General features: G+C 65.6%; 17 protein-coding genes and 4 tRNA genes. 7 read left to right on the plus strand and 14 right to left on the minus strand.

All coding sequences use genetic code 11. The annotated features are described in order from the left end of the window. Positions 1-13: 13 nt before the first annotated feature. The 6 genes from ACHQ4I_RS05085 to ACHQ4I_RS05110 all read right to left on the minus strand — a co-directional run bounded on the left by ACHQ4I_RS05085 (position 14) and on the right by ACHQ4I_RS05110 (position 2,364). Positions 14-733 carry a polyprenol monophosphomannose synthase gene (locus tag ACHQ4I_RS05085; RefSeq protein ID WP_420770499.1) on the minus strand — a complete coding sequence of 240 codons (720 nt, stop codon included), beginning with the start codon at positions 731-733 and terminating at the stop codon, positions 14-16. A gap of 250 nt (positions 734-983) precedes the next feature. Beyond that, positions 984-1,169: a hypothetical protein gene (locus tag ACHQ4I_RS05090; RefSeq protein WP_420770500.1), complete on the minus strand. Its 186-nt coding sequence runs from the start codon at positions 1,167-1,169 to the stop codon at positions 984-986. A gap of 127 nt (positions 1,170-1,296) precedes the next feature. Further along, positions 1,297-1,370 (minus strand) — tRNA-Phe (locus ACHQ4I_RS05095). A gap of 59 nt (positions 1,371-1,429) precedes the next feature. Next, positions 1,430-1,503: transfer RNA gene (locus ACHQ4I_RS05100), tRNA-Asp, on the minus strand. Between the two features lie 29 nt (positions 1,504-1,532). Next, positions 1,533-1,605: transfer RNA gene (locus tag ACHQ4I_RS05105), tRNA-Glu, on the minus strand. A 93-nt stretch (positions 1,606-1,698) separates the two neighbouring features. Next, positions 1,699-2,364: a TetR family transcriptional regulator gene (locus tag ACHQ4I_RS05110; protein ID WP_420770501.1), complete on the minus strand. Its 666-nt coding sequence runs from the start codon at positions 2,362-2,364 to the stop codon at positions 1,699-1,701. An 840-nt stretch (positions 2,365-3,204) separates the two neighbouring features. Between ACHQ4I_RS05110 and ACHQ4I_RS05115 the strand changes: the two genes are divergently transcribed. The 3 genes from ACHQ4I_RS05115 (at position 3,205) to ACHQ4I_RS05125 (ending at position 5,106) form a co-directional block, all read left to right on the plus strand. After that, positions 3,205-3,277, plus strand: a tRNA-Lys gene (locus ACHQ4I_RS05115). 159 nt (positions 3,278-3,436) lie between these two features. Beyond that, positions 3,437-3,670 carry a DUF937 domain-containing protein gene (locus tag ACHQ4I_RS05120; protein ID WP_420770502.1) on the plus strand — a complete coding sequence of 78 codons (234 nt, stop codon included), beginning with the start codon at positions 3,437-3,439 and terminating at the stop codon, positions 3,668-3,670. A gap of 473 nt (positions 3,671-4,143) precedes the next feature. After that, positions 4,144-5,106 carry an acyl-ACP desaturase gene (locus tag ACHQ4I_RS05125; protein WP_420770503.1) on the plus strand — a complete coding sequence of 321 codons (963 nt, stop codon included), beginning with the start codon at positions 4,144-4,146 and terminating at the stop codon, positions 5,104-5,106. 140 nt (positions 5,107-5,246) lie between these two features. On the opposite strand, the gene ACHQ4I_RS05130 is transcribed toward ACHQ4I_RS05125, so the two are convergent. Next, on the minus strand, positions 5,247-5,885 hold the full coding sequence (locus ACHQ4I_RS05130; RefSeq protein WP_420770504.1) for a hypothetical protein: 639 nt from the start codon (positions 5,883-5,885) through the stop codon (positions 5,247-5,249). 242 nt (positions 5,886-6,127) lie between these two features. On the opposite strand from ACHQ4I_RS05130, the gene ACHQ4I_RS05135 reads away from it, so the two are divergent. Together ACHQ4I_RS05135 and dusB are read left to right on the plus strand one after the other, a co-directional pair. Continuing rightward, positions 6,128-6,994 (plus strand): SDR family oxidoreductase, encoded by an 867-nt coding sequence (locus tag ACHQ4I_RS05135; RefSeq protein WP_420770505.1) that lies wholly within the window; start codon positions 6,128-6,130, stop codon positions 6,992-6,994. A gap of 222 nt (positions 6,995-7,216) precedes the next feature. Then, positions 7,217-8,365 carry a tRNA dihydrouridine synthase DusB gene (gene dusB / locus ACHQ4I_RS05140; protein ID WP_420770506.1) on the plus strand — a complete coding sequence of 383 codons (1,149 nt, stop codon included), beginning with the start codon at positions 7,217-7,219 and terminating at the stop codon, positions 8,363-8,365. A 643-nt stretch (positions 8,366-9,008) separates the two neighbouring features. Here dusB and ACHQ4I_RS05145 read toward each other — a convergent pair. Beyond that, positions 9,009-9,812, minus strand: a complete 804-nt coding sequence (locus ACHQ4I_RS05145; RefSeq protein WP_420770507.1) for a hypothetical protein — start codon at positions 9,810-9,812, stop codon at positions 9,009-9,011. Between ACHQ4I_RS05145 and ACHQ4I_RS05150 the strand changes: the two genes are divergently transcribed. Next, entirely contained in the window at positions 9,793-11,238 is a 1,446-nt protein-coding gene (locus tag ACHQ4I_RS05150) for an LCP family protein (RefSeq protein WP_420770508.1), read from the plus strand. The two genes, ACHQ4I_RS05145 and ACHQ4I_RS05150, sit on opposite strands and share 20 nt — an antisense overlap. Positions 11,239-11,339: 101 nt before the next feature. Then, positions 11,340-12,002 carry a phosphate signaling complex protein PhoU gene (gene phoU, locus ACHQ4I_RS05155; RefSeq protein ID WP_420770509.1) on the plus strand — a complete coding sequence of 221 codons (663 nt, stop codon included), beginning with the start codon at positions 11,340-11,342 and terminating at the stop codon, positions 12,000-12,002. 151 nt (positions 12,003-12,153) lie between these two features. Here phoU and pstB read toward each other — a convergent pair whose 3' ends face one another. From pstB to ACHQ4I_RS05185, 6 genes are all read right to left on the minus strand, one after another. Beyond that, positions 12,154-12,930 (minus strand): phosphate ABC transporter ATP-binding protein PstB, encoded by a 777-nt coding sequence (gene pstB, locus ACHQ4I_RS05160; RefSeq protein WP_355181844.1) that lies wholly within the window; start codon positions 12,928-12,930, stop codon positions 12,154-12,156. Between the two features lie 18 nt (positions 12,931-12,948). Further along, the gene (gene pstA / locus ACHQ4I_RS05165; protein ID WP_420770510.1) at positions 12,949-13,854 is read right to left on the minus strand and encodes a phosphate ABC transporter permease PstA; all 906 of its coding nucleotides are present in this window, start codon (positions 13,852-13,854) and stop codon (positions 12,949-12,951) included. Then, complete coding sequence (gene pstC / locus ACHQ4I_RS05170; protein WP_420770511.1) at positions 13,854-14,846, minus strand: phosphate ABC transporter permease subunit PstC; 993 nt, start codon at positions 14,844-14,846, stop codon at positions 13,854-13,856. Before pstC ends, pstA begins: the two co-directional genes overlap by 1 nt. Before the next feature lie 91 nt (positions 14,847-14,937). Continuing rightward, positions 14,938-16,053 (minus strand): phosphate ABC transporter substrate-binding protein PstS, encoded by a 1,116-nt coding sequence (gene pstS / locus ACHQ4I_RS05175; RefSeq protein ID WP_420770512.1) that lies wholly within the window; start codon positions 16,051-16,053, stop codon positions 14,938-14,940. Positions 16,054-16,300: 247 nt separating this feature from the next. Next, entirely contained in the window at positions 16,301-17,203 is a 903-nt protein-coding gene (gene mshD / locus ACHQ4I_RS05180) for a mycothiol synthase (protein WP_420770513.1), read from the minus strand. A 148-nt stretch (positions 17,204-17,351) separates the two neighbouring features. Then, the gene (locus ACHQ4I_RS05185; protein WP_420770514.1) at positions 17,352-18,110 is read right to left on the minus strand and encodes a winged helix-turn-helix transcriptional regulator; all 759 of its coding nucleotides are present in this window, start codon (positions 18,108-18,110) and stop codon (positions 17,352-17,354) included. Positions 18,111-18,216: the final 106 nt, after the last annotated feature.

Here is an 18,216-nt window from a genome sequence, read left to right on the forward strand (position 1 = left end):
GTCCGCGACGCGATCAGACCGAGCGGCCGAACAGCAGCTTCCACGGCATCAGGGCCGATTCCAGCTGCACCTTGAGGCTCATCTTGGAGGCGCCCAGGGTGCGCTCCTCGAATCGGATCGGCACCTCCGCGATCGCGATGCCCTTCTTGACGGCCCGATGGTTCATCTCGACCTGGAACGAATATCCGTTGCTGCGAATCGAGGCCACGTCGATGGCGCGCAGCGTATCGGCCTTCCACGCCTTGAATCCGGCGGTCGCGTCCTTCACACCCAGGCGCAGGATCAGGTTCACGTAGAAGTTGGCCCACGCGGACAGCGCCTTGCGGTACCACTTCCACTCCTCGGCGGTGGACCCGCCGGGCACGTACCGGGAACCGAGCACGACACCGGCATCGGTGGTGTTCAGCTTGTCCAGCATCGCCGGAATGACCTCGGCCGGATGCGATAGGTCGGCGTCCATCTGGATCACCACGTCGGCGCCTTCGTCCAGTGCCCGGGTGATCCCGGCAACGTAGGCGCGGCCCAATCCGTCCTTCTCGGTCCGGTGCAGCACGCCGACAACGTTCGGCAGCTCCGCCGCCAACTTATCGGCGATCTCACCGGTGCCATCCGGCGAACTGTCATCCACCACGAGCACGTGCAGGTCGGGCACCGGCAGCGCCGTCAGCCGCTCCACCGCAACCGGCAGATTTTCCCGCTCGTTGTAGGTCGGCACAACAACGGTAACCCTCAAGGGTCGCCCTCCCTGCTCACCTGTTCCAGCCCGCAGACCCACGACAGGACCCGGAGCATTCGTCTGATTGCAAAGAACCGTACTTGATCGACCTAAAGAGCTCCTGAGCGCATACGCGCTCGCGCGGCCACCCGTTCTCCCGCGCCGTGCCGACTACCTCGCAGATCACACCGCGCGCCACCCGAGCACCCCGCCCGCCGACCCGCACGCACCGCGAATTCAGTTGCCCCCCACCGCCCCTGACACGTGCTCACTTCTGCCCGTCGCGCCAATCCCGATCCCGAGCATCCTCCCGAGCATTGCGCGCATGCACGATCTCCAACGCCCGCTCAGCCGTTCGCTGATCCGGATACGGCCCCATCCGATCCCGGAACCAGCACTGCTTCCCACTCTCGGCCCGCTGATGCTTCAAGCAGTAGTACCACTTCTCCGCCATCCCCCCAGCATTCCACCACCATGATCATCCGACCCCCCTTTTCCGCCCTCCGCACGCACCCCGGAAACGCAAAAAGACGAGGAGCCCCTGTCCGCACTGTGTGGGGACAGGGGCTCCTCGCTACGAGTGGCCAGGGCCGGGATCGAACCGGCGACCTTCCGCTTTTCAGGCGGACGCTCGTACCAACTGAGCTACCTGGCCGCAGGCACCCGTGGTGAATGCCATACGCGAAACGCCGGATTGCTCCGGCGCTTATTTTGCGACCCTGACGGGACTCGAACCCGCGACCTCCGCCGTGACAGGGCGGCGCGCTAACCAACTGCGCCACAGGGCCTTGCGTTGCTTCCAACGATCCTTAGACCGTACCCCCTACGGGATTCGAACCCGCGCTACCGCCTTGAAAGGGCGGCGTCCTAGGCCGCTAGACGAAGGGGGCTCGCCCCGGATTTCTCCGGACCGGCTTCAACGGCTGTCCGTTGGGAGCTGGGATAGCTTATGACAGATCAGCCACGATTCCCAAATCGGCTGTTCAGGCTCCCAAACCGAGCTCTTCGAGCCGAGCCTGGGCGCGCCAGCCATCGTTGCGGAATTTCTCAACCCACTCCTGGGTGGACATCGCCTCGACCACGACCTCGAGCGCCTCCTGGAACCGGGCGCGCAGATCGACCCCGTTGCCGAGGATGTCGATCATGTAGCGCTGGCCCGCCAGCGCGGCCGAGAGGGTGCGGGTGAACCGGTCCGGGTCGGCGTCGGCGCGCAGCTGCCCCTGATCGATGGCGCGGACCGCGAGCGCTCTGGTCGCGCGGCCGAGGATCCGACCGCCGCCGGTCTGCACGTCGCGATAGAAGTCCGGCTCGATGATCAACCGGAATTCGGCCTGCACGATGATGTCGTGCTCGAGTCGCAATGCCACCTCGTCGACCATCCCGTGCAGGACGTCGAGCGGACCGAGATCCGTTCTGGCAAGCCAACGCTCGGCCGATGTGCGGTACCGGTCGACCGCGGTCTCGAGTACCGCGCGAGCGAGATCTTCCTTGGAATCGAAATGAAAGTACATGGCGCCCTTGGTGGCGCGTGAACCTTCCAATATGCGGTTGAGCGATGCAGCGGCATAGCCGCTCTTCCCGAACTCAACGGCGGCGGACCTGATAATCGCCGCGCGTGTCCGGCGGGCCCGCTCTTGCTGCCGTGCCATGCTCGAAACGCCTCCGAAGCCTACTCGCCGCCAAACGCTGCCCCCCAAAGGAACGGACCCTTGGCGCGAAGTTATGAGTTTTATCAATACTTCAAACCGGGATTTCGCCCGGTTTCAAACTTTCGGTACGAAAACTTGCGAAATTCCCGAAAAACACCAGCTGGTATAGTTTTCCTGCCCAGGTGCGCCGCAGGGGGTGCGCACCTGGGCATTACTTCGTCTCGGATCTGCCTCCCCCTGCGTCGACTCGTAGGAAGTCACGATCGGCCGTACCGGTCGCGACACGTTCGGGCACAACAACGATAAGCCGAATTCCGGATCGCCGCGTAAGTCGGCGATTCTTCCGTAATTCACCAAGTCGTCACCGTACCCGGAAAGACCATCCGACACGCGGCAAACCGAAGACTCGCGGCGCCGAAACATCGGGATATCTGTTACAGCTAACATCACGCAATCGTCCTTCGGATTTCCGAATTCGACAGCGACGCAGCACTGTTCACCCGAGTCGACCAGCGGCCCGGTCACCGCGGCGCCGACCGCGCGACACCGGCCAGTCACCTCGCTGCGTCCCCCCGCACGCCGGCCATACACCCCCCGCAAATCCAAAGACATTGGTACGCAACATGATTGGATGGTAGCCCGGCGCGGTCGGAATGAACAAAGCTGGGTACCAAATGTTTACCGGCAGCATCGCTGCCCGCACGCATCGTGTTACCCGCTGCGAGAGCGCGACTCGGGTCCGGCACCCGGCAACCCCGAGCGAACCGATCCGCGCCGCACCGGACGCACACCGCCCCCGGTTACCCGATCCGCGCTCGGCCAACTACACTGTCCCTCCGCGCCCCTATAGCTCAGTTGGTAGAGCTACGGACTTTTAATCCGCAGGTCGTAGGTTCGAGCCCTACTGGGGGCACCTTCTCAGGCGTCCGGTTTGATACCGGACGTCTGAGTCTTTTTTCGGTCCCTCGGCGCGCGCGACGCGCACCCGCGAAACAGCACATTTCGCGTGGGCTTTCCTTGCCGCGGCGCGTCCCCGCACACCGGGGGCATCCCTGCACAACAGGTGGAGCCGATGACTTCGTTCGATGATTTGCTCTCCCAGGTTCCCCTCGCACAGATCGCCGACAAGTCGGGTGTCGACCAGGCCACCGCCACAAATGCGGTAAAGGCCGCATTGCCGACGCTGCTCAGCGGAGTGTGGGCCGAGGCGACCGAGCCCGAGGGCATTGCCTTCCGTCGGCGCTCTGGACCCGCACGGCGAACTGGTCGCAGGCGAGGGCCCTGCCGATGCCGGCCCCGATCGTGATGGCCTACCTGACCGGGCAGATGGGCGGTGACCGGCGCTGCGGCCTCGCAGACCCGGTCAGGCTGCATTGGCGACATACTCAGCGGCAGCGGCAGCGGCACGCGGCGGCGGCGGCAGCGGCGGCACGATCGTAGAAGCGTTGGCCAAGAACCCCGGCGGTGCGCTCGTCGGCCTTTTCGGGGGCAAACGCCGAAGAACGTCCCGGCGGCGGCCGGCATCTTTGTACGTTCGAGCACGCCGGGCTAACGACTCCCGGCCCGTAGCGATAAACCACTCGCCGCGGGTCGACCCCCTACACTCGGGATGGTTGTCGAACGCCGACGACGGCGTATGACCTCTATCACGAGCTGTCATTTGCCAGCCGGATGCGTTTCGCATCACACCTACGGTGCCGTAAGGTATGGCCGCATCGGCACACGGTCTACCCGGGGGACTGACCAGCAAGAGCGCACGCACACATGAAGGGCTTGTATATGGCAAGGGATCTGACTCAACTCGAGCTGCTCACGGAGTTGGAGCCGGTTGCCGAAGAAAACGTCAACCGGCACCTCTCCCTGGCAAAGGAATGGCATCCGCACGACTATGTCCCGTGGGATGAGGGGCGCAACTTCGCGGCACTCGGCGGGGTGGACTGGGACCCGGAGCAGTCCCGGCTGAACGAGGTCGCGAAGGCGGCCATGATCACCAATCTGCTCACCGAGGACAACCTGCCCTCCTATCACCGCGAGATCGCCGAGAACTTCTCCCAGGACGGCGCCTGGGGCACCTGGGTGGGCCGCTGGACCGCCGAGGAGAACCGCCACGGCATCGTCATGCGCGACTACCTCGTGGTCACCCGTGGCGTCGATCCGGTCGCGCTCGAAGAGGCGCGCATGATCCACATGACCAACGGGTTCGCCTCCCCCACCGAGGCCGATGCGGGCTTCCTGCACTCGGTTGCGTACGTGACCTTCCAGGAGCTGGCCACCCGGGTCAGCCACCGCAATACCGGCAGGGTCTGTGACGACCCGATCGCCGACCGCATGCTGCAGCGCGTCGCCGCCGACGAGAACCTGCACATGATCTTCTACCGCAACATGTGCGGCGCGGCCCTGGATCTGACCCCCGACCAGGCCCTCGAGGCGATCACACTGATCCTGGAGAACTTCCAGATGCCCGGCGCCGGCATGCCCAATTTCCGCCGCAACGGCGTGCTGATGGCCAAGCACGGCATCTACGACCTGCGCCAGCACCTCGAAGAGGTGGTCCAGCCGGTGCTCAAGAAGTGGAACATCTTCGAGCGCACCGACTTCACCGCGCGCGGTGAGGCCGTGCGCGAGCGCCTCGGCCTGTTCCTGGAGAAGCTGGGCCAGGATGTGCTCAAGTTCGAAGAGCAGCGCGACCGCATGCTCGCCCGCGAGGCGAAGAAGCGCGAGCTCGCCGGGATCGCCGGCTGATCTCGAACCGCGCACCGAACGCAACGCGCCGCCGCCGGATTGTCCGGCGGCGGCGCGTTTTTCGTCGGTAACCGTATTTCGATCGCGTCCTACTTCATCGATGGCTACCCGATGCGGTCGCGGCTACTTCACCGGCCTGGCTACTTCAGCGGAAGCGCGCCGTCGACACCGCCGACATCGGTGATCTTCCAATCGGTGTTCTTATCCAGCGTGACGTTGTAAGTCACCGTCGTCTGCGCACCCTCGGGGCTCTGCGCATTCGTCGAACTCACATTCACGAACACATCGACCTTGTAGATTCCGCCCTGATCCGACATCACCTTTGCGGTAATCGGGGTGGCCGTCGAGGTCCACTTCAACGGGACCAGAATCTGTTCGAGTTTGGGTGCGGTCGCATCGAACTTATTGGCCAGCTGCGGGACGGTATTCGCCTTCAACTTCGCCACCCAGGACGGGATGTCCTGGTAATTGACCGTTGCCGCGCCGACCGCGTATTCGGTGGCGACCTGTTCGGCCTTCTTGTCCGCGGCGGTCTGATCCTTTTGATCCGCGAGATCACCGCGGGCGGACCAGAGTAATCCCGCCAGCACGCCGACCGCGATCACCAATGCGGCGATTACCGCGCCCGAAACCACGGTGGAGACGCGAATCGATACCGTTCCCGACTGCCGGTCGCTCCGCTGGCCGGACTTATCGGCCTTCGTATCGGACGTCTGCCCCGGCGCCACGCCGGAGTCGCCGTCCGCGCCTGATTCGGTGCCCTCGATCCGTTCCGTCATTCGCCCTCTCCGATGAGTCTGGTGGTCACGGGCGATACCCGTGAGTAACAGGCTACTGAGGGCGTCTGAGAAGGCCGTACCGCCCTCGGCGCGCGGGGCCGGACATCTCGAGCCCTATTCCGAATCCGCCGACGATCCGGCGGGAAACCTCGACACTGGTATTGCCGCCGAACCGGCGGTGTGATCGGCCGCCGACGGCGCCCGACCGGCCAAAGCTCATAGGACCGTAGGAGGCCGAGGACATGTCCAGCACATCGAAGGGCGACGGGGCGCTCACCGGCAAGGTTGTCGCTATCACCGGAGGGGCGCGCGGCATCGGACGCGCGACCGCCGAGGCATTTCTCGCGGCGGGCGCGGCGGTCGCGATCGGCGATATCGATGTCGAACTCGTCGCCAAGACGGCGGCGGAGTTGGGGGCCGATCCGGATGCCAAGATCGTCGGCCTGCCGCTGAACGTCACGGATAAGGCTTCCTTCGCGGCATTCCTCGACAGCGTGGACAGTGAGCTGGGTCCGCTGGACGTATTGGTCAACAACGCGGGCATCATGCCGACCGGATTGTTCGCCGACGAGGACGAGGCGATGACCGAGCGGATCATCAATATCAATCTCACGGGCGTGATCCACGGTTCGCGGCTGGCCGTCAAGCGGTTCATGGACCGCGGCAGCGGACATCTGATCAATATCGCGTCTTTGGCCGGGACACAGGGCTTTCCGGGCCTGGCCACCTATTGCGCGACCAAACACGCGGTTGTCGGGTTCACCTCGGCACTGCATCTCGAGATGAAGGAGCACGGCGTGCACGTCGGCGCGGTGCTGCCGGGCATCGTCCGCACCGAACTGTCGGCCGGCGCCAATATGCCGGCCTGGATTACGCCGCTGACCACCGTGGATCCGGAGGATGTCGCGCAGGCCATCGTGAAATCGGTGCAGCAGGGCAAACCGCTGGTGACCGTGCCGCGCCGCCTCGCGGCCATCATCAAATCGGCGCAGTTGCTGCCCTACCGGGCACAGTTGGGCGTCGCCAAATTCACCGGTGCGACAACGGCTTACGCGCAGCCGGACCCGGCCGTGCGCGAGATCTACCACCGCAGGCTCCGCGGCGAGTAATTCGAAATCCTCTACCGTGCAGTCTGATTCACGTCGACAATCGTGGCGATCAGAGTGTCGAGGATTGCAGGATGCGTTCGCGGCTGAATTCGCCGGGGATACCGAAACTCTGCCGCCCGACTATGTTGCTGGGCGTCGGCCACAGCCCGGAAAAGGTGAATCAGCGCACGTCAGCTCATACGGCTTGGGGCAGCCGCGTTGGCTGATGAGACACTGGTGGGCGTGACGATTACTGCTGAGGCCCAGAGCACGCTGCGGATCGGGCCGTATCCGGTCGATCCGGCGGTGGTGCTCGCGCCGATGGCGGGCATCACGAATCTGGCGTTCCGGAAATTGTGCCGGGAGTTCGGCAGCTCCACCTCGATCTATGTCTGCGAGATGATCACCGCCCGGGCGGTGGTGGAGCGCAATGAGAAGACGCTGCACATGATGTCCTTCGACGAGGACGAGCACCCACGCTCCATGCAGTTGTACGGCGTGGATCCGGCCACGCTCGGCGAGGCCGTGCGGATCATCGTCGGCGAGGGCTGGGCCGATCACATCGACCTCAATCTCGGCTGTCCTGTGCCGAAGGTCACTCGATTGGGCGGCGGTGCGGCGCTGCCGTACAAGCGCGCGCTGTTCAGCAAGATCGTCCAGGCGATGGTTTCCGGCGCCGAACCGGCGGGCGTCCCGGTGACGGTGAAGTTCCGCATCGGCATCGACGAGGACCACCTCACCTACTTGGACGCGGGCCGCATCGCCGAGGCCGAGGGCGCCAAGGCCGTCGCGCTGCACGCCCGCACCGCCGCACAGCGGTATTCGGGTCAGGCCGACTGGACGGCCATCGCCCGGCTCAAGGAAGCCGTCACAACGATTCCCGTGCTCGGCAACGGCGATATCTTCTCCGCCGCCGACGCGGTGCGCATGATGGACGAAACCGGCTGCGACGGAGTCGTTGTCGGCCGCGGCTGCCTCGGCCGGCCGTGGCTGTTCGCCGAACTGCAGGCGGCGCTGCGCGGCCAGGCACTGCCCGAGGCGCCGAATCTCGGCCGGGTCGGCGAGGTGCTGTACCGGCACGGCGCGCTGCTCGCCGAACACCTCGGCGAGGACAAGGCCATGCGTGATCTGCGCAAGCATATGGCCTGGTATCTGATGGGCTTCCCGGTCGGCGCGGACCTGCGCCGCTCCTTCGCGACGGTGTCGAGCCTCACCCAATTGCAGGACCTCATCGGCGAGCTCGACCCGACCGCGCCATTCCCCCGCGACGCCGAAGGTCCGCGCGGCCGACAAGGCTCGCCGGGCAAGGTGGCGCTGCCACACGGCTGGCTCGACGATCCGGACGATCCGGCCGTCCCCGAGGGCGCCGATCTGATGCACAGCGGCGGCTGATCTTTTCGAGCGGCCTGCAAGCAGTCGCTACGGGATCGCTCCAACGGACCCACAAGCAACCGACACGGGATCGTCCCAACAGACCCGCAAACATTGACACGGGATCGTCCCAACGAACCCGCAAGCAACCGACACGGGATCGCTCCAACGGACCCACAAGCAACCGACACGGGATCGTCCCAACAGACCCGCAAACATTGACACGGGATCGTCCCAACAGACCCGCAAGCAACCGACACGGGATCGTCTCGTGCGACCCGCACGCAGTCGACACGGTGCTATCCACGCGATCGCAACCGTCACGTGATCGTCAAAAACCCTCTCACCAGCGCGCACGCCGCGGCGAAACAACACCGCGGCCGGCCGATTTCGCACCGGGCTGGCTCACCGTGGCGGAATCGTTATCATTGGCGGAATCGGTCATGCCGGTCGAAAGCGGCCGAAACGGCAGCGGAGACGAAAAGCGAGGTTCGTTGGTGGGTGACGATCGGCACGGGCAGTCGCCACGGCCCGGAGGTCGCGCCCCGTGGGAGCGCTATCCCACGGCGGATTACACCGAACGGGACGGTGCACGAGCGTCCCGCAGAGCCCGACATAACGACCCCGAATCCGGCTCGGCACCGCTCACGGTTCAGGACCTAGTTCAGAAGGTCGACAACGAACGCTCCGGACGCAGGCGGGGGGCCGCGGCGCCACCAGATGCACCGGCCACCCACGCGAACCGGCGCTCCGAGACCGCCGCCCCGAAACCCCCGGAATCCGCCTCGTCCCGGTCTGCGGAGCCCACACGACAAGCCGACATCCCGCCGCGCAAATCGAGCGCCGCACCAGCCCGCCAGGCCGATGCACCGCCCCGCACATCGGGCAACCCCGCCGGGCGCAAGGCCGACGCACCACCCCGCACGTCGAGCAACCCCGCCGGGCGAAAAGCTGACGCACTACCTCGCACGTCGAGCAACCCCGCCGGGCGAAAAGCCGACGCACCACCCCGCACATCGGGCATCCCCGCCGGGCGCAAGGCCGACGCACCGCCCCGCACATCCAGCACCCCAGCCGGGCGCAAAGCCGACGCACCGCCCCGCACGTCGAGCACCCCAGCCGCCAAGGCCGACGCACCACCTCGTACATCCGGCAGCACCCGCCGATCCCCGGCCTCCCCGGTCGTCGACGACATCGCGGGCACCGCGAAAAGACGCACCGCGACGGCATCCGGTGCGAAGGAGCCGCCCGAGGTCGTCACCGATGTCATTCCCCCGCTGGAGGACGCCCCGCCCGCCAAGAAGCGCGGCACCGGCTGGCCGACCACGGACACCCCGAAGCCCGCGGCCGCATCCACCCGCGTCGGTCTGTCCCGGCTCGCCGCGAGTCGGCAGCGTCGCAACAGGCGGCTGCTACTCGCGGGCCGGGCCGCCGTGACGATCTGCGCGGTGATCGCACTGCTGGTCACCGGCGGCGGCTGGAGTTATCTGCGCTCGACCGCCAACGGCTTCACCCAGGTCTCCGCACTCGACGACCATCCCGAAGACGTGGTCGACTCGGGCGCACAGCTCGGCGACGAGAACTACCTGCTCGTCGGCACGGACACCCGTGCCGGCGTCAACGGACAGGTGGGCGCGGGCTCTACCGACGATGCCGAGGGCGCCCGTTCCGACACGGTAATGCTGGTGAATATCCCGAAGAACCGCTCGCGGGTCGTCGTGGTGTCCTTCCCCCGCGATCTCGATATCAGTCGGCCACAGTGCAACGGCTGGGATAACGACAAGGGCACATACACCAACGAGGTCTTCCCGTCGGCCATCGGTGACAAGCTCAATGCCGTCTACGCCCTCGGCGGGCCGAAATGTCTGGTCAATGTGATCCGGAAAATGTCCGGCCTCAGCATCGGCCACTTCATCGGCATCGACTTCGCCGGGTTCGAGGCCATGGTCGACCAGGTCGGCGGCGTGGAGGTCTGCACGACCAAGCCGATTGTCGACGGCATCCTCGGCACCGTCCTGGAGAAGCCGGGCAAACAGCAGATCAACGGCAGTACGGCACTGGACTACGTGCGGGCACGGCATGTGTACGGCGAGGAACGCAGCGACTACGACCGGATCAACCGCCAGCAGCGGTTCCTGGCCTCGCTGCTGCGCGGCGCGCTGTCGAGCCGGGTGCTGTTCGATCCGGGCAAGTTGAACGGTTTCATCTCCGCCTTCACCAGCCACACCTTCGTCGACAAGGTCCAGCCCACCGACCTGCTGACGCTGGGCCGTTCGCTGCAGAAGGTCGACGCGGGCGCGGTCACCTTCCTGACCATCCCGACCGCGGGCACCACCTCCTACGGCAACGAGATCCCCCGCGATTCGGATATCAAGGCGATCTTCCGCGCCATCATCGATGACCAGCCACTGCCCGGCGAGAAGAAATCGACTCCGGCCCCCGGATCGATCCCGTCGTCCCAACCGGCGCCGCCGAAGCTGTCCGCGGTCGATCCGAGCACGGTGTCGCTGCTGGTCTCCAATGGTTCGGAGACAGGGGGCGCGGCCAATAAGGCGGCGGCCAAACTCGGCAACCAGGGCTTCCAGATCTACAACACCGGCAATTACTCCGGCGGGAATTCCGAGGTCGCCACCAAGGTCCGCTTCGGGCCCGGCCACGAGGCCGAGGCGGCCACCGTGGCCAGCTCCCTGCCGGGAGCGACCATGGAGGAGGCGAAGGATCTCGGCGGCATCGTCGAGGTTGTGATCGGCGCCGACTACACGGGCACGGTGCGTGCTCCGACGCCGGTCGGCGATCCGATCTCGAATGTCTCGGTCACCGTGTCGAGTGCGGCACCGGTCACACTGCCCTCGGATCTGGAGCACGTGAACGCCGCCGACGACACCTGCAAGTAGGCACCGCCCCGAACTGGGGCAACATCGTCGCTAATGTTCGGCACCGCCCATTAACCCTCTGTTGGTGACTAGGTCAGCACTGGGCACTAATGTCAGCTTTCATGCGTGTCATCTACAACGAGCAAATGGCCGATCTTGCCCACCTGCTGGGTGAGATGGCCGGTCTGGCGGGTTCGGCGATGGAGCGAGCCACCCAGTCTCTGCTCCAGGCCGATCTCACCCTGGCTGAGTCGGTGATCAGCGAGGACGAACGGATCGCCGAAATGATCACCGACGCCGAGGAGAAGGCGTTTGCCCTACTTGCGCTGCAGGCGCCGGTGGCGGGCGATCTGCGGCAGGTAGTGAGCGCGATCCAGATCGTCCAGGATGTGAACCGGATGGGCGCGCTGGCGCTGCACGTCGCCAAGGTGACCCGCAGGCGCCACCCCAACCACGCGCTACCCGAGTCGGTGAACGGCTACTTCGCCGAGATGGGCCGCATCGCGGTGAATATGGGCGCGGGCGCCAAGGAGGTGCTCGACACCCGCGATCCCGAACGCGCCGCCCAGCTCAACGAGGACGACGAGGCGATGGACGATCTGCACCGTCACCTGTTCACGCTGCTGATGGACCGCGACTGGAAATACGGCGTCGCCGCGGCCGTCGACGTGACGCTGCTCGGCCGCTACTACGAGCGTTTCGCCGACCACGCCGTCGAGATCGGGCGTCGGGTGATCTTCCTGGTCACCGGCGTGCTGCCGCCGGACCCTGACGCCGAGGCGTAGCACTTCCCGGCGAGACATCTTGCCGGACAACAGGAGACGACACGCAGCGTACCGCCGGGCCGGCAGATTTCTGGGTCCCGGCACTCCGAATAACATTGCTGGACATAGCGAAAAGGCCCGCACCTCGGTGCGGGCCTTTGCTGTTGCGCTCTTATCCGAAGCGGCCGGAGATGTAATCCTCCGTCGCCTTCTGCCCCGGGTTGGAGAAGATCTTCTCGGTGTCATCGATCTCGATCAGCTTGCCCGGCTTGCCCTGCGCCTCCAGGTTGAAGAAGCCGGTCTGGTCACTCACGCGCGCGGCCTGCTGCATATTGTGCGTGACGATGACGATGGTGAATTCCTTCTTCAGCTCGGTGATCAGGTCCTCGATCGCCAGGGTGGAGATCGGGTCCAGCGCCGAACACGGCTCGTCCATCAGCAGCACATCGGGTGATACCGCGATGGCGCGCGCGATGCACAGACGCTGCTGCTGACCGCCGGAGAGGCCGCCGCCCGGCTTGTCGAGGCGGTCCTTGACCTCGTTCCAGAGGTTGGCGCCGCGCAACGAGCGCTCGGCGACCTCGTCGAGTTCCTTCTTGTTCCGTACGCCCTGCAGCTTCAGACCGGCCACCACATTGTCGCGAATCGACATGGTGGGGAACGGATTCGGGCGCTGGAACACCATACCGATGGTGCGGCGCACGCCGACCGGGTCGACCTGCGAGCCGTAGATGTCCTCGCCGTCGAGCAGCACCGCGCCCTCGACGCGGGCGTTCGGGGTCACCTCGTGCATCCGGTTGAGCGAACGAAGCACGGTGGACTTACCGCAACCGGACGGGCCGATGAAGGCGGTCACGCTGCGCGGCAATACCGATAGCTTGACATCGGCAACCGCGTGGAATTTGCCGTAGTAGATGTTCAGGTCTTTGACGTCGATCCGCTTGGCCATCTGAATATCCGTTCGCTTCTATCGTTTCCGCGTGAGCAGCTTGTTGACGACCGCGGCCGCCGCGTAGAGCAGGGCGATCAGCAGGATCAGCGTCAGCGCCGCACCCCACACTCGCGCCCGGCCCGCTGGCTCCGGATTCGCCAGCTCTTGGTAGATCAACAGCGGCAGCGAGGCCATATTGCCGTCGAAGAGATTGGTATTGATCGACTTGCTGTAGCCGACCAGCACCAGCACCGGAGCCGTCTCACCCATGACGCGGGCCAGCGAGAGCAGGATGCCGCTGATCATGCCGGGCGCCGCGGTCGGCACGACGATCCGAACAATGGTCTTCCACTTCGGAATACCCAGTGCGTAGGACGCCTCACGCAACTCGTCGGGCACCAGCTTCAGCATTTCCTCGGTGCTGCGGATCACCACCGGCAGCATCAGCAGCACCAGGGCCAGCGATACCGCGAAGGAGCTCTGCGGGAAGCCGAAGGTCGCGATCCAGAGCGCGAAGATGAACAGCGCCGCGACGATGGACGGCACACCCGCGAGGATGTCCACCATGAAGGTGGTCACCTTGGCCAGCAGGCCACGGCCGTATTCGACCAGGTACACGGCGGCCATGATGCCGAGCGGCACCGCGAGGACCGCGGCGACCAGGGTCTGCACGATGGTGCCGTAGATCGCGTGGTACACCCCGCCGCCGGACTGATCCGGGAGGATGCCCTTCTGCGACTTCTGCCACCAGTCCGGCGAGACGACGGACTCGAGTCCCTTCGACACCACCATGAACAGCACCCAGACCAGCGGCACGAGCGCGATGGCGAAGCAGACCCAGACCACCGCGGTCGCGATGTTGTTCTTGACCCGGCGGGCCGTGCTGACATGCCGGAAGGTGGGCGCCTTGACCGGCTTGTCGAGAGTCGTCGTTGTGGTCATCAGCCGTTCACCCTTCCACCGGATACGAGCCGCGCCAGCGCATTGACGATGAAGGTCAGCGCGAACAGCACGAAGCCAGCCGCGATATACGCGCCGGTCGGCAGTGGCTGACTGAATTCCGAAGCGGCGGCGGCGATTTTGGAGGCGAAGGTGTAGCCGCCGTCGAACAGCGACCAGTGTCCGGCCTGCGCCGAGGTGCGCAGGATGACCAGCACCGCGATCGTCTCACCGAGCGCACGGCCGAGGCCGAGCATGGATCCGGCGATCACACCGCTGCGGCCGTAGGGCAGCACCGTCATCCGCACCATCTCCCATTTGGTCGCGCCGAGCGCCTGCGCGGCCTCGATATGCGAGACGGGCGTCAGGTTGAAGACCTCGCGCGAGACCGAGGTGATGATCGGCAGGATCATCACCGCGAGCACCACGCCCGCGGTGAAGATGGTGCCGCCACCGGAGATCGACACATTGCCGTCGGAGAACAGGAAGAACCAGCCGAGCTTGTCGTTGAGGAATGTCTCGACGGGTTCGAGCCGCGGCGCGAGCACCAGGAAGCCCCACAGACCGAACACGATCGAGGGCACCGCCGCCAGCAGATCGACGAGCATCGCGAACGGACGCGCCATCGGCTTCGGCGAATAGTGGGTCAGGAACAGCGCGATGCCCACACCGATGGGCACCGCGATCACCAACGCCAGAATCGAGCTCAACACCGTGACCATGAGCAGGTCCCGAATGCCGAACCGCAGGTGGTCGGCATTGGTGGTGCTGAACTCGGTGCTGGTGAAGAAGTTCGCCTCGTTCGCCATGATCGAGGGCCAGGCGCGGATCAGCAGAAATAGCGCGATCAGCGCGATGGCCGCCACGACCGTCGCACCCGCCGCGGTCGCTAGCGACCGGAAGATGACCTCGGCCCCTTGGCGGTGGCCCTTCCGGGCCTGCGCGGCAGCCGGGTCCTTCGGTGCGGCCGGTTCGGTGCTCGGTTCACTCGACATAGGGGCAGTATCTCCAGCCGCCCGCGGGCCAGTCGAGTCCGACTGGCCCGCGGCGGTCACCTCAGGGTGCACGGTCATGGCGTGGCGGCTATCAGTTGATGGCGTTGATCGCGGTGGTCAGCTTGGTCTTGAACTTGTCCGGGATCGAGACGTAACCCGCCGTGTCCAGACCCTTCTGGCCGTTGTTCACGGCCGAGGTCAGGAATGCCTTGACCGCCTTGGCGGTATCGGCGTCGGCGTACTTCGAGCAGACGATCTCGTAGGTCGGCAGGATGATCGGGTAGGCGCCCGCCGCGGTCGGCTTGTAGAACGACGAGGTGTCGAGCACCAGGTCGTTGCCCTCACCCTTGATCTTCACGCTGTCGACGGCCTTGGCCGCGGACTCCGGGGTCAGCTTGACCGGATCCTTGGAGGCCGAGGTGATGATCTGCGCGATCGACAGGTTCTGTGCCTTGGCGAAGGACCACTCGTTGTAGGTGATCGAGTTCTTGGTGCTCTTGATGGCGGCCGAGGTGCCCTCGTTGCCCTTGGCACCCTCACCGACACCGCCGTTGAAGGTCTTGCCCGCACCCTTGCCCCACGCGCCGTCAGAAGCGGCGTCCAGGTAGAGCTGGAAGTTGTCGGTGGTGCCCGACTCGTCGGAGCGGAAGATCACCGCGATGGGGCCGGACGGCAGGGTGGCCTTCGGGTTCAGCGCCTTGACCTCGGGGGCATCCCATGAGGTGATGGCGCCGCTGAAGATCTTGGCCAGGGTCGGGCCGTCGAGCGCGAGGTCGGCGACGCCGTCGATGTTGTAGGTGACCGCGATGGGGCCGAAGACGGTCGGCAAGTTCCAGGCGGGGGCACCGCAGCGCTCCTGCGCCTTGGCGGGCTCACCCTTCTTCTCGCTCAGCGGCGAGTCGGAACCGGCGAAATCGGTCTGGCCGCCGAGGAATTCGTTGACACCGGCGCCCGAACCGCTCGAGGTGTAGTTCAGGGTCTGGCCGCTGCAGTTGCCCTCGTAGGCGGCGATGAAGCGCTCCATGGCGTTCTTCTGGGCCGAGGAGCCGCTGGCCTTGAGGGCCTTCTTGCCACCGCAGGCGACGTCGACCTTGGCGACGTTGCTGTTGTCGCCGCTGGTCGAGTTGTCATCACTGCCACAGGCGGCCAGGGGCATGGCGATTGCGGCCAGCACACCGATCATGGCGCTGCTGCGCTTGAAGTTCACTATTCCTCCGGGAATCGCGTTCGACACGCCCAGTCCCTCACCGGCCTGGGCGGGTTTCGTGGTGCCGTTCGCGGGGAACTTGCGCACCAGGCGGCAACGGCGCCGCCTGTATGTAACGTAAGGTCGTTCGGTTGACAGTTGGACCAGGCTGGGTGAACGGCGGGTGAACACCCCGGCGCGATTGGCTCCGTCAGGTGTGACATTTGCCCCAGTGTTACTCGAGTAACCCCGGTGAGCCGCTTGCTATTCAGGCACCGGCCGAATACGCGACGTCGATATGCGCTGGGGCGAAACCGAGTCGGGTGTAGGTGCGCACGGCCGCGGTGTTGTCCGCCTCGGTGTAGAGCAGCACCTCGGCCAGATCCTTTTCCCGCAGGTAGCGCAGGCCCGCGAGGGTGAGCAAGCGGCCGAGCCCCCTACCCTGTGCGGCCGGGTCGATGCCGACCACATAGACCTCGCCGAGGGGGTTCTCCCCGTAATGCACCTTGGTCCAATGGAATCCGAGAATCCGGTCCGGATCGGCGGGATCGGCCGCGATGAACAGACCTTTCGGGTCGAACCAGGACTCGTTGCGCCGCACCTCGATATCGCGTTCGGTCCAGCCGCTCTGTTCCGGATGCCAGGCGAAGGCCGCGTTGTTGACGCGCAATAGCTCGGCGTCATCAGCGGGGCCCGCGTAGGTCCGCAGCACGATATCTTCGGGCACGACCAACTCGGGTAGCTCCGGCGTTGCCAATGACCGCCGCATCTGCCACAACTCGCGTGCGGTGAGCAGTCCGAGCCGGGCCGCGAGCGCTTTTGCCGCGGGAAGATTGCCGTGCGCCCACACGCGAGCTCCGGGTCCGCCCTTTCCGAGTGCGGCGGAAACCATTTCCGTTCCGATGCCATTGCCGCGAACTACGGGATCGACCGCGACTTCGACCATTGCGGGATGTTCGCCATGCGCCGGAACAAGATTCGCGTAACCGACGATGACATCGTCACGCACCGCCACTAGATGCTCGGCACCGGCCGCACCCAACGAGAGCACAACTTGTTCGGAGACCGGAGCAACACCATCGGCCGCACCCACCCGCTCGACCAGTTCCCGCACCGCACGCGCAGCCTCGACATCGACCCGCTCACTCCACACCAGCGCCGTCTCACCCATCCGTCACATCTCCCTAGTCATCCCAACCCTCGTCACCGCTCCGAACGCGCGCGCCCACCTCCCCATTCCAGGTCATCAAGATCAGGTGGCACTGGTGGCGGGGGTTACTCGGCCGATGCCGCCATGAGTTCCACCTGATCTTGATGACCTATTGGAGGGAGCCGTTGTTGACGGAGAGGGGTGGGGAGTCGTCGGTGTCTTCGTCGGGGAAGGTGGGGGGTTCGCCCTTGGGGGTGGTGCGGGAGGGGCGGACGGCCTTGTAGCCGACGTTGCGGACGGTGCCGATCAAGGATTCGTATTCGCTGCCTAGTTTGGCGCGTAGGCGTCGGACGTGTACGTCGACTGTGCGGGTGCCACCGAAGAAGTCGTAGCCCCAGACCTCTTGTAGCAATTGTGCCCGGGTGAAGACTCGGCCTGCGTGCTGCGCGAGGTATTTGAGGAGTTCGAATTCCTTATAGGTGAGATCCAGGGGGCGACCGCGCAGCCTCGCGGTATACGTGCCCTCATCGATCACCAGCTCGCCGAGGGTGATCTTGCCGGTGTTCTCCGGACTCGCCACACCGCCATTTCGGCCGACGAGTAGCCGCAGCCGGGCGTCCAGCTCGGCCGGTCCGGTGCCGGGCAGCAGGATGTCGTCCAGACCCCAGTCGGCATTGACCGCGACCAGCCCACCCTCGGTGAGGACAGCGACAACAGGCACCGACGAGCCGGTGCTGCCGAGCAGTCGGCACAGACCGCGGGCCGCCGCCAGATCGGTGCGGGCGTCGACAAGTGCGACGTCCGCGGTCCCCGCCTCCAGCAGGGACGCCACCTCTGTCGGCGCCGGGCGCACGTGGTGCGCCAAGAGCGACAGTGCGGGCAGTACCGACTCTGGGTTGGGGTCGGAGGTCAGCAGGAGCAGCTCCACAAGCCCTCCTCCCATCTCGTTGCTCCGGACATCAGCCACACCGCCGGGGCCACGTCGTGATCACAGGTAATCGGATGCAAGATTAGCGCGTGAACACCGATGACCT

Origin of the sequence: Nocardia nepalensis (assembly GCF_048910785.1) — a bacterium.
In the GTDB taxonomy this organism is placed as follows: domain Bacteria; phylum Actinomycetota; class Actinomycetes; order Mycobacteriales; family Mycobacteriaceae; genus Nocardia; species Nocardia nepalensis.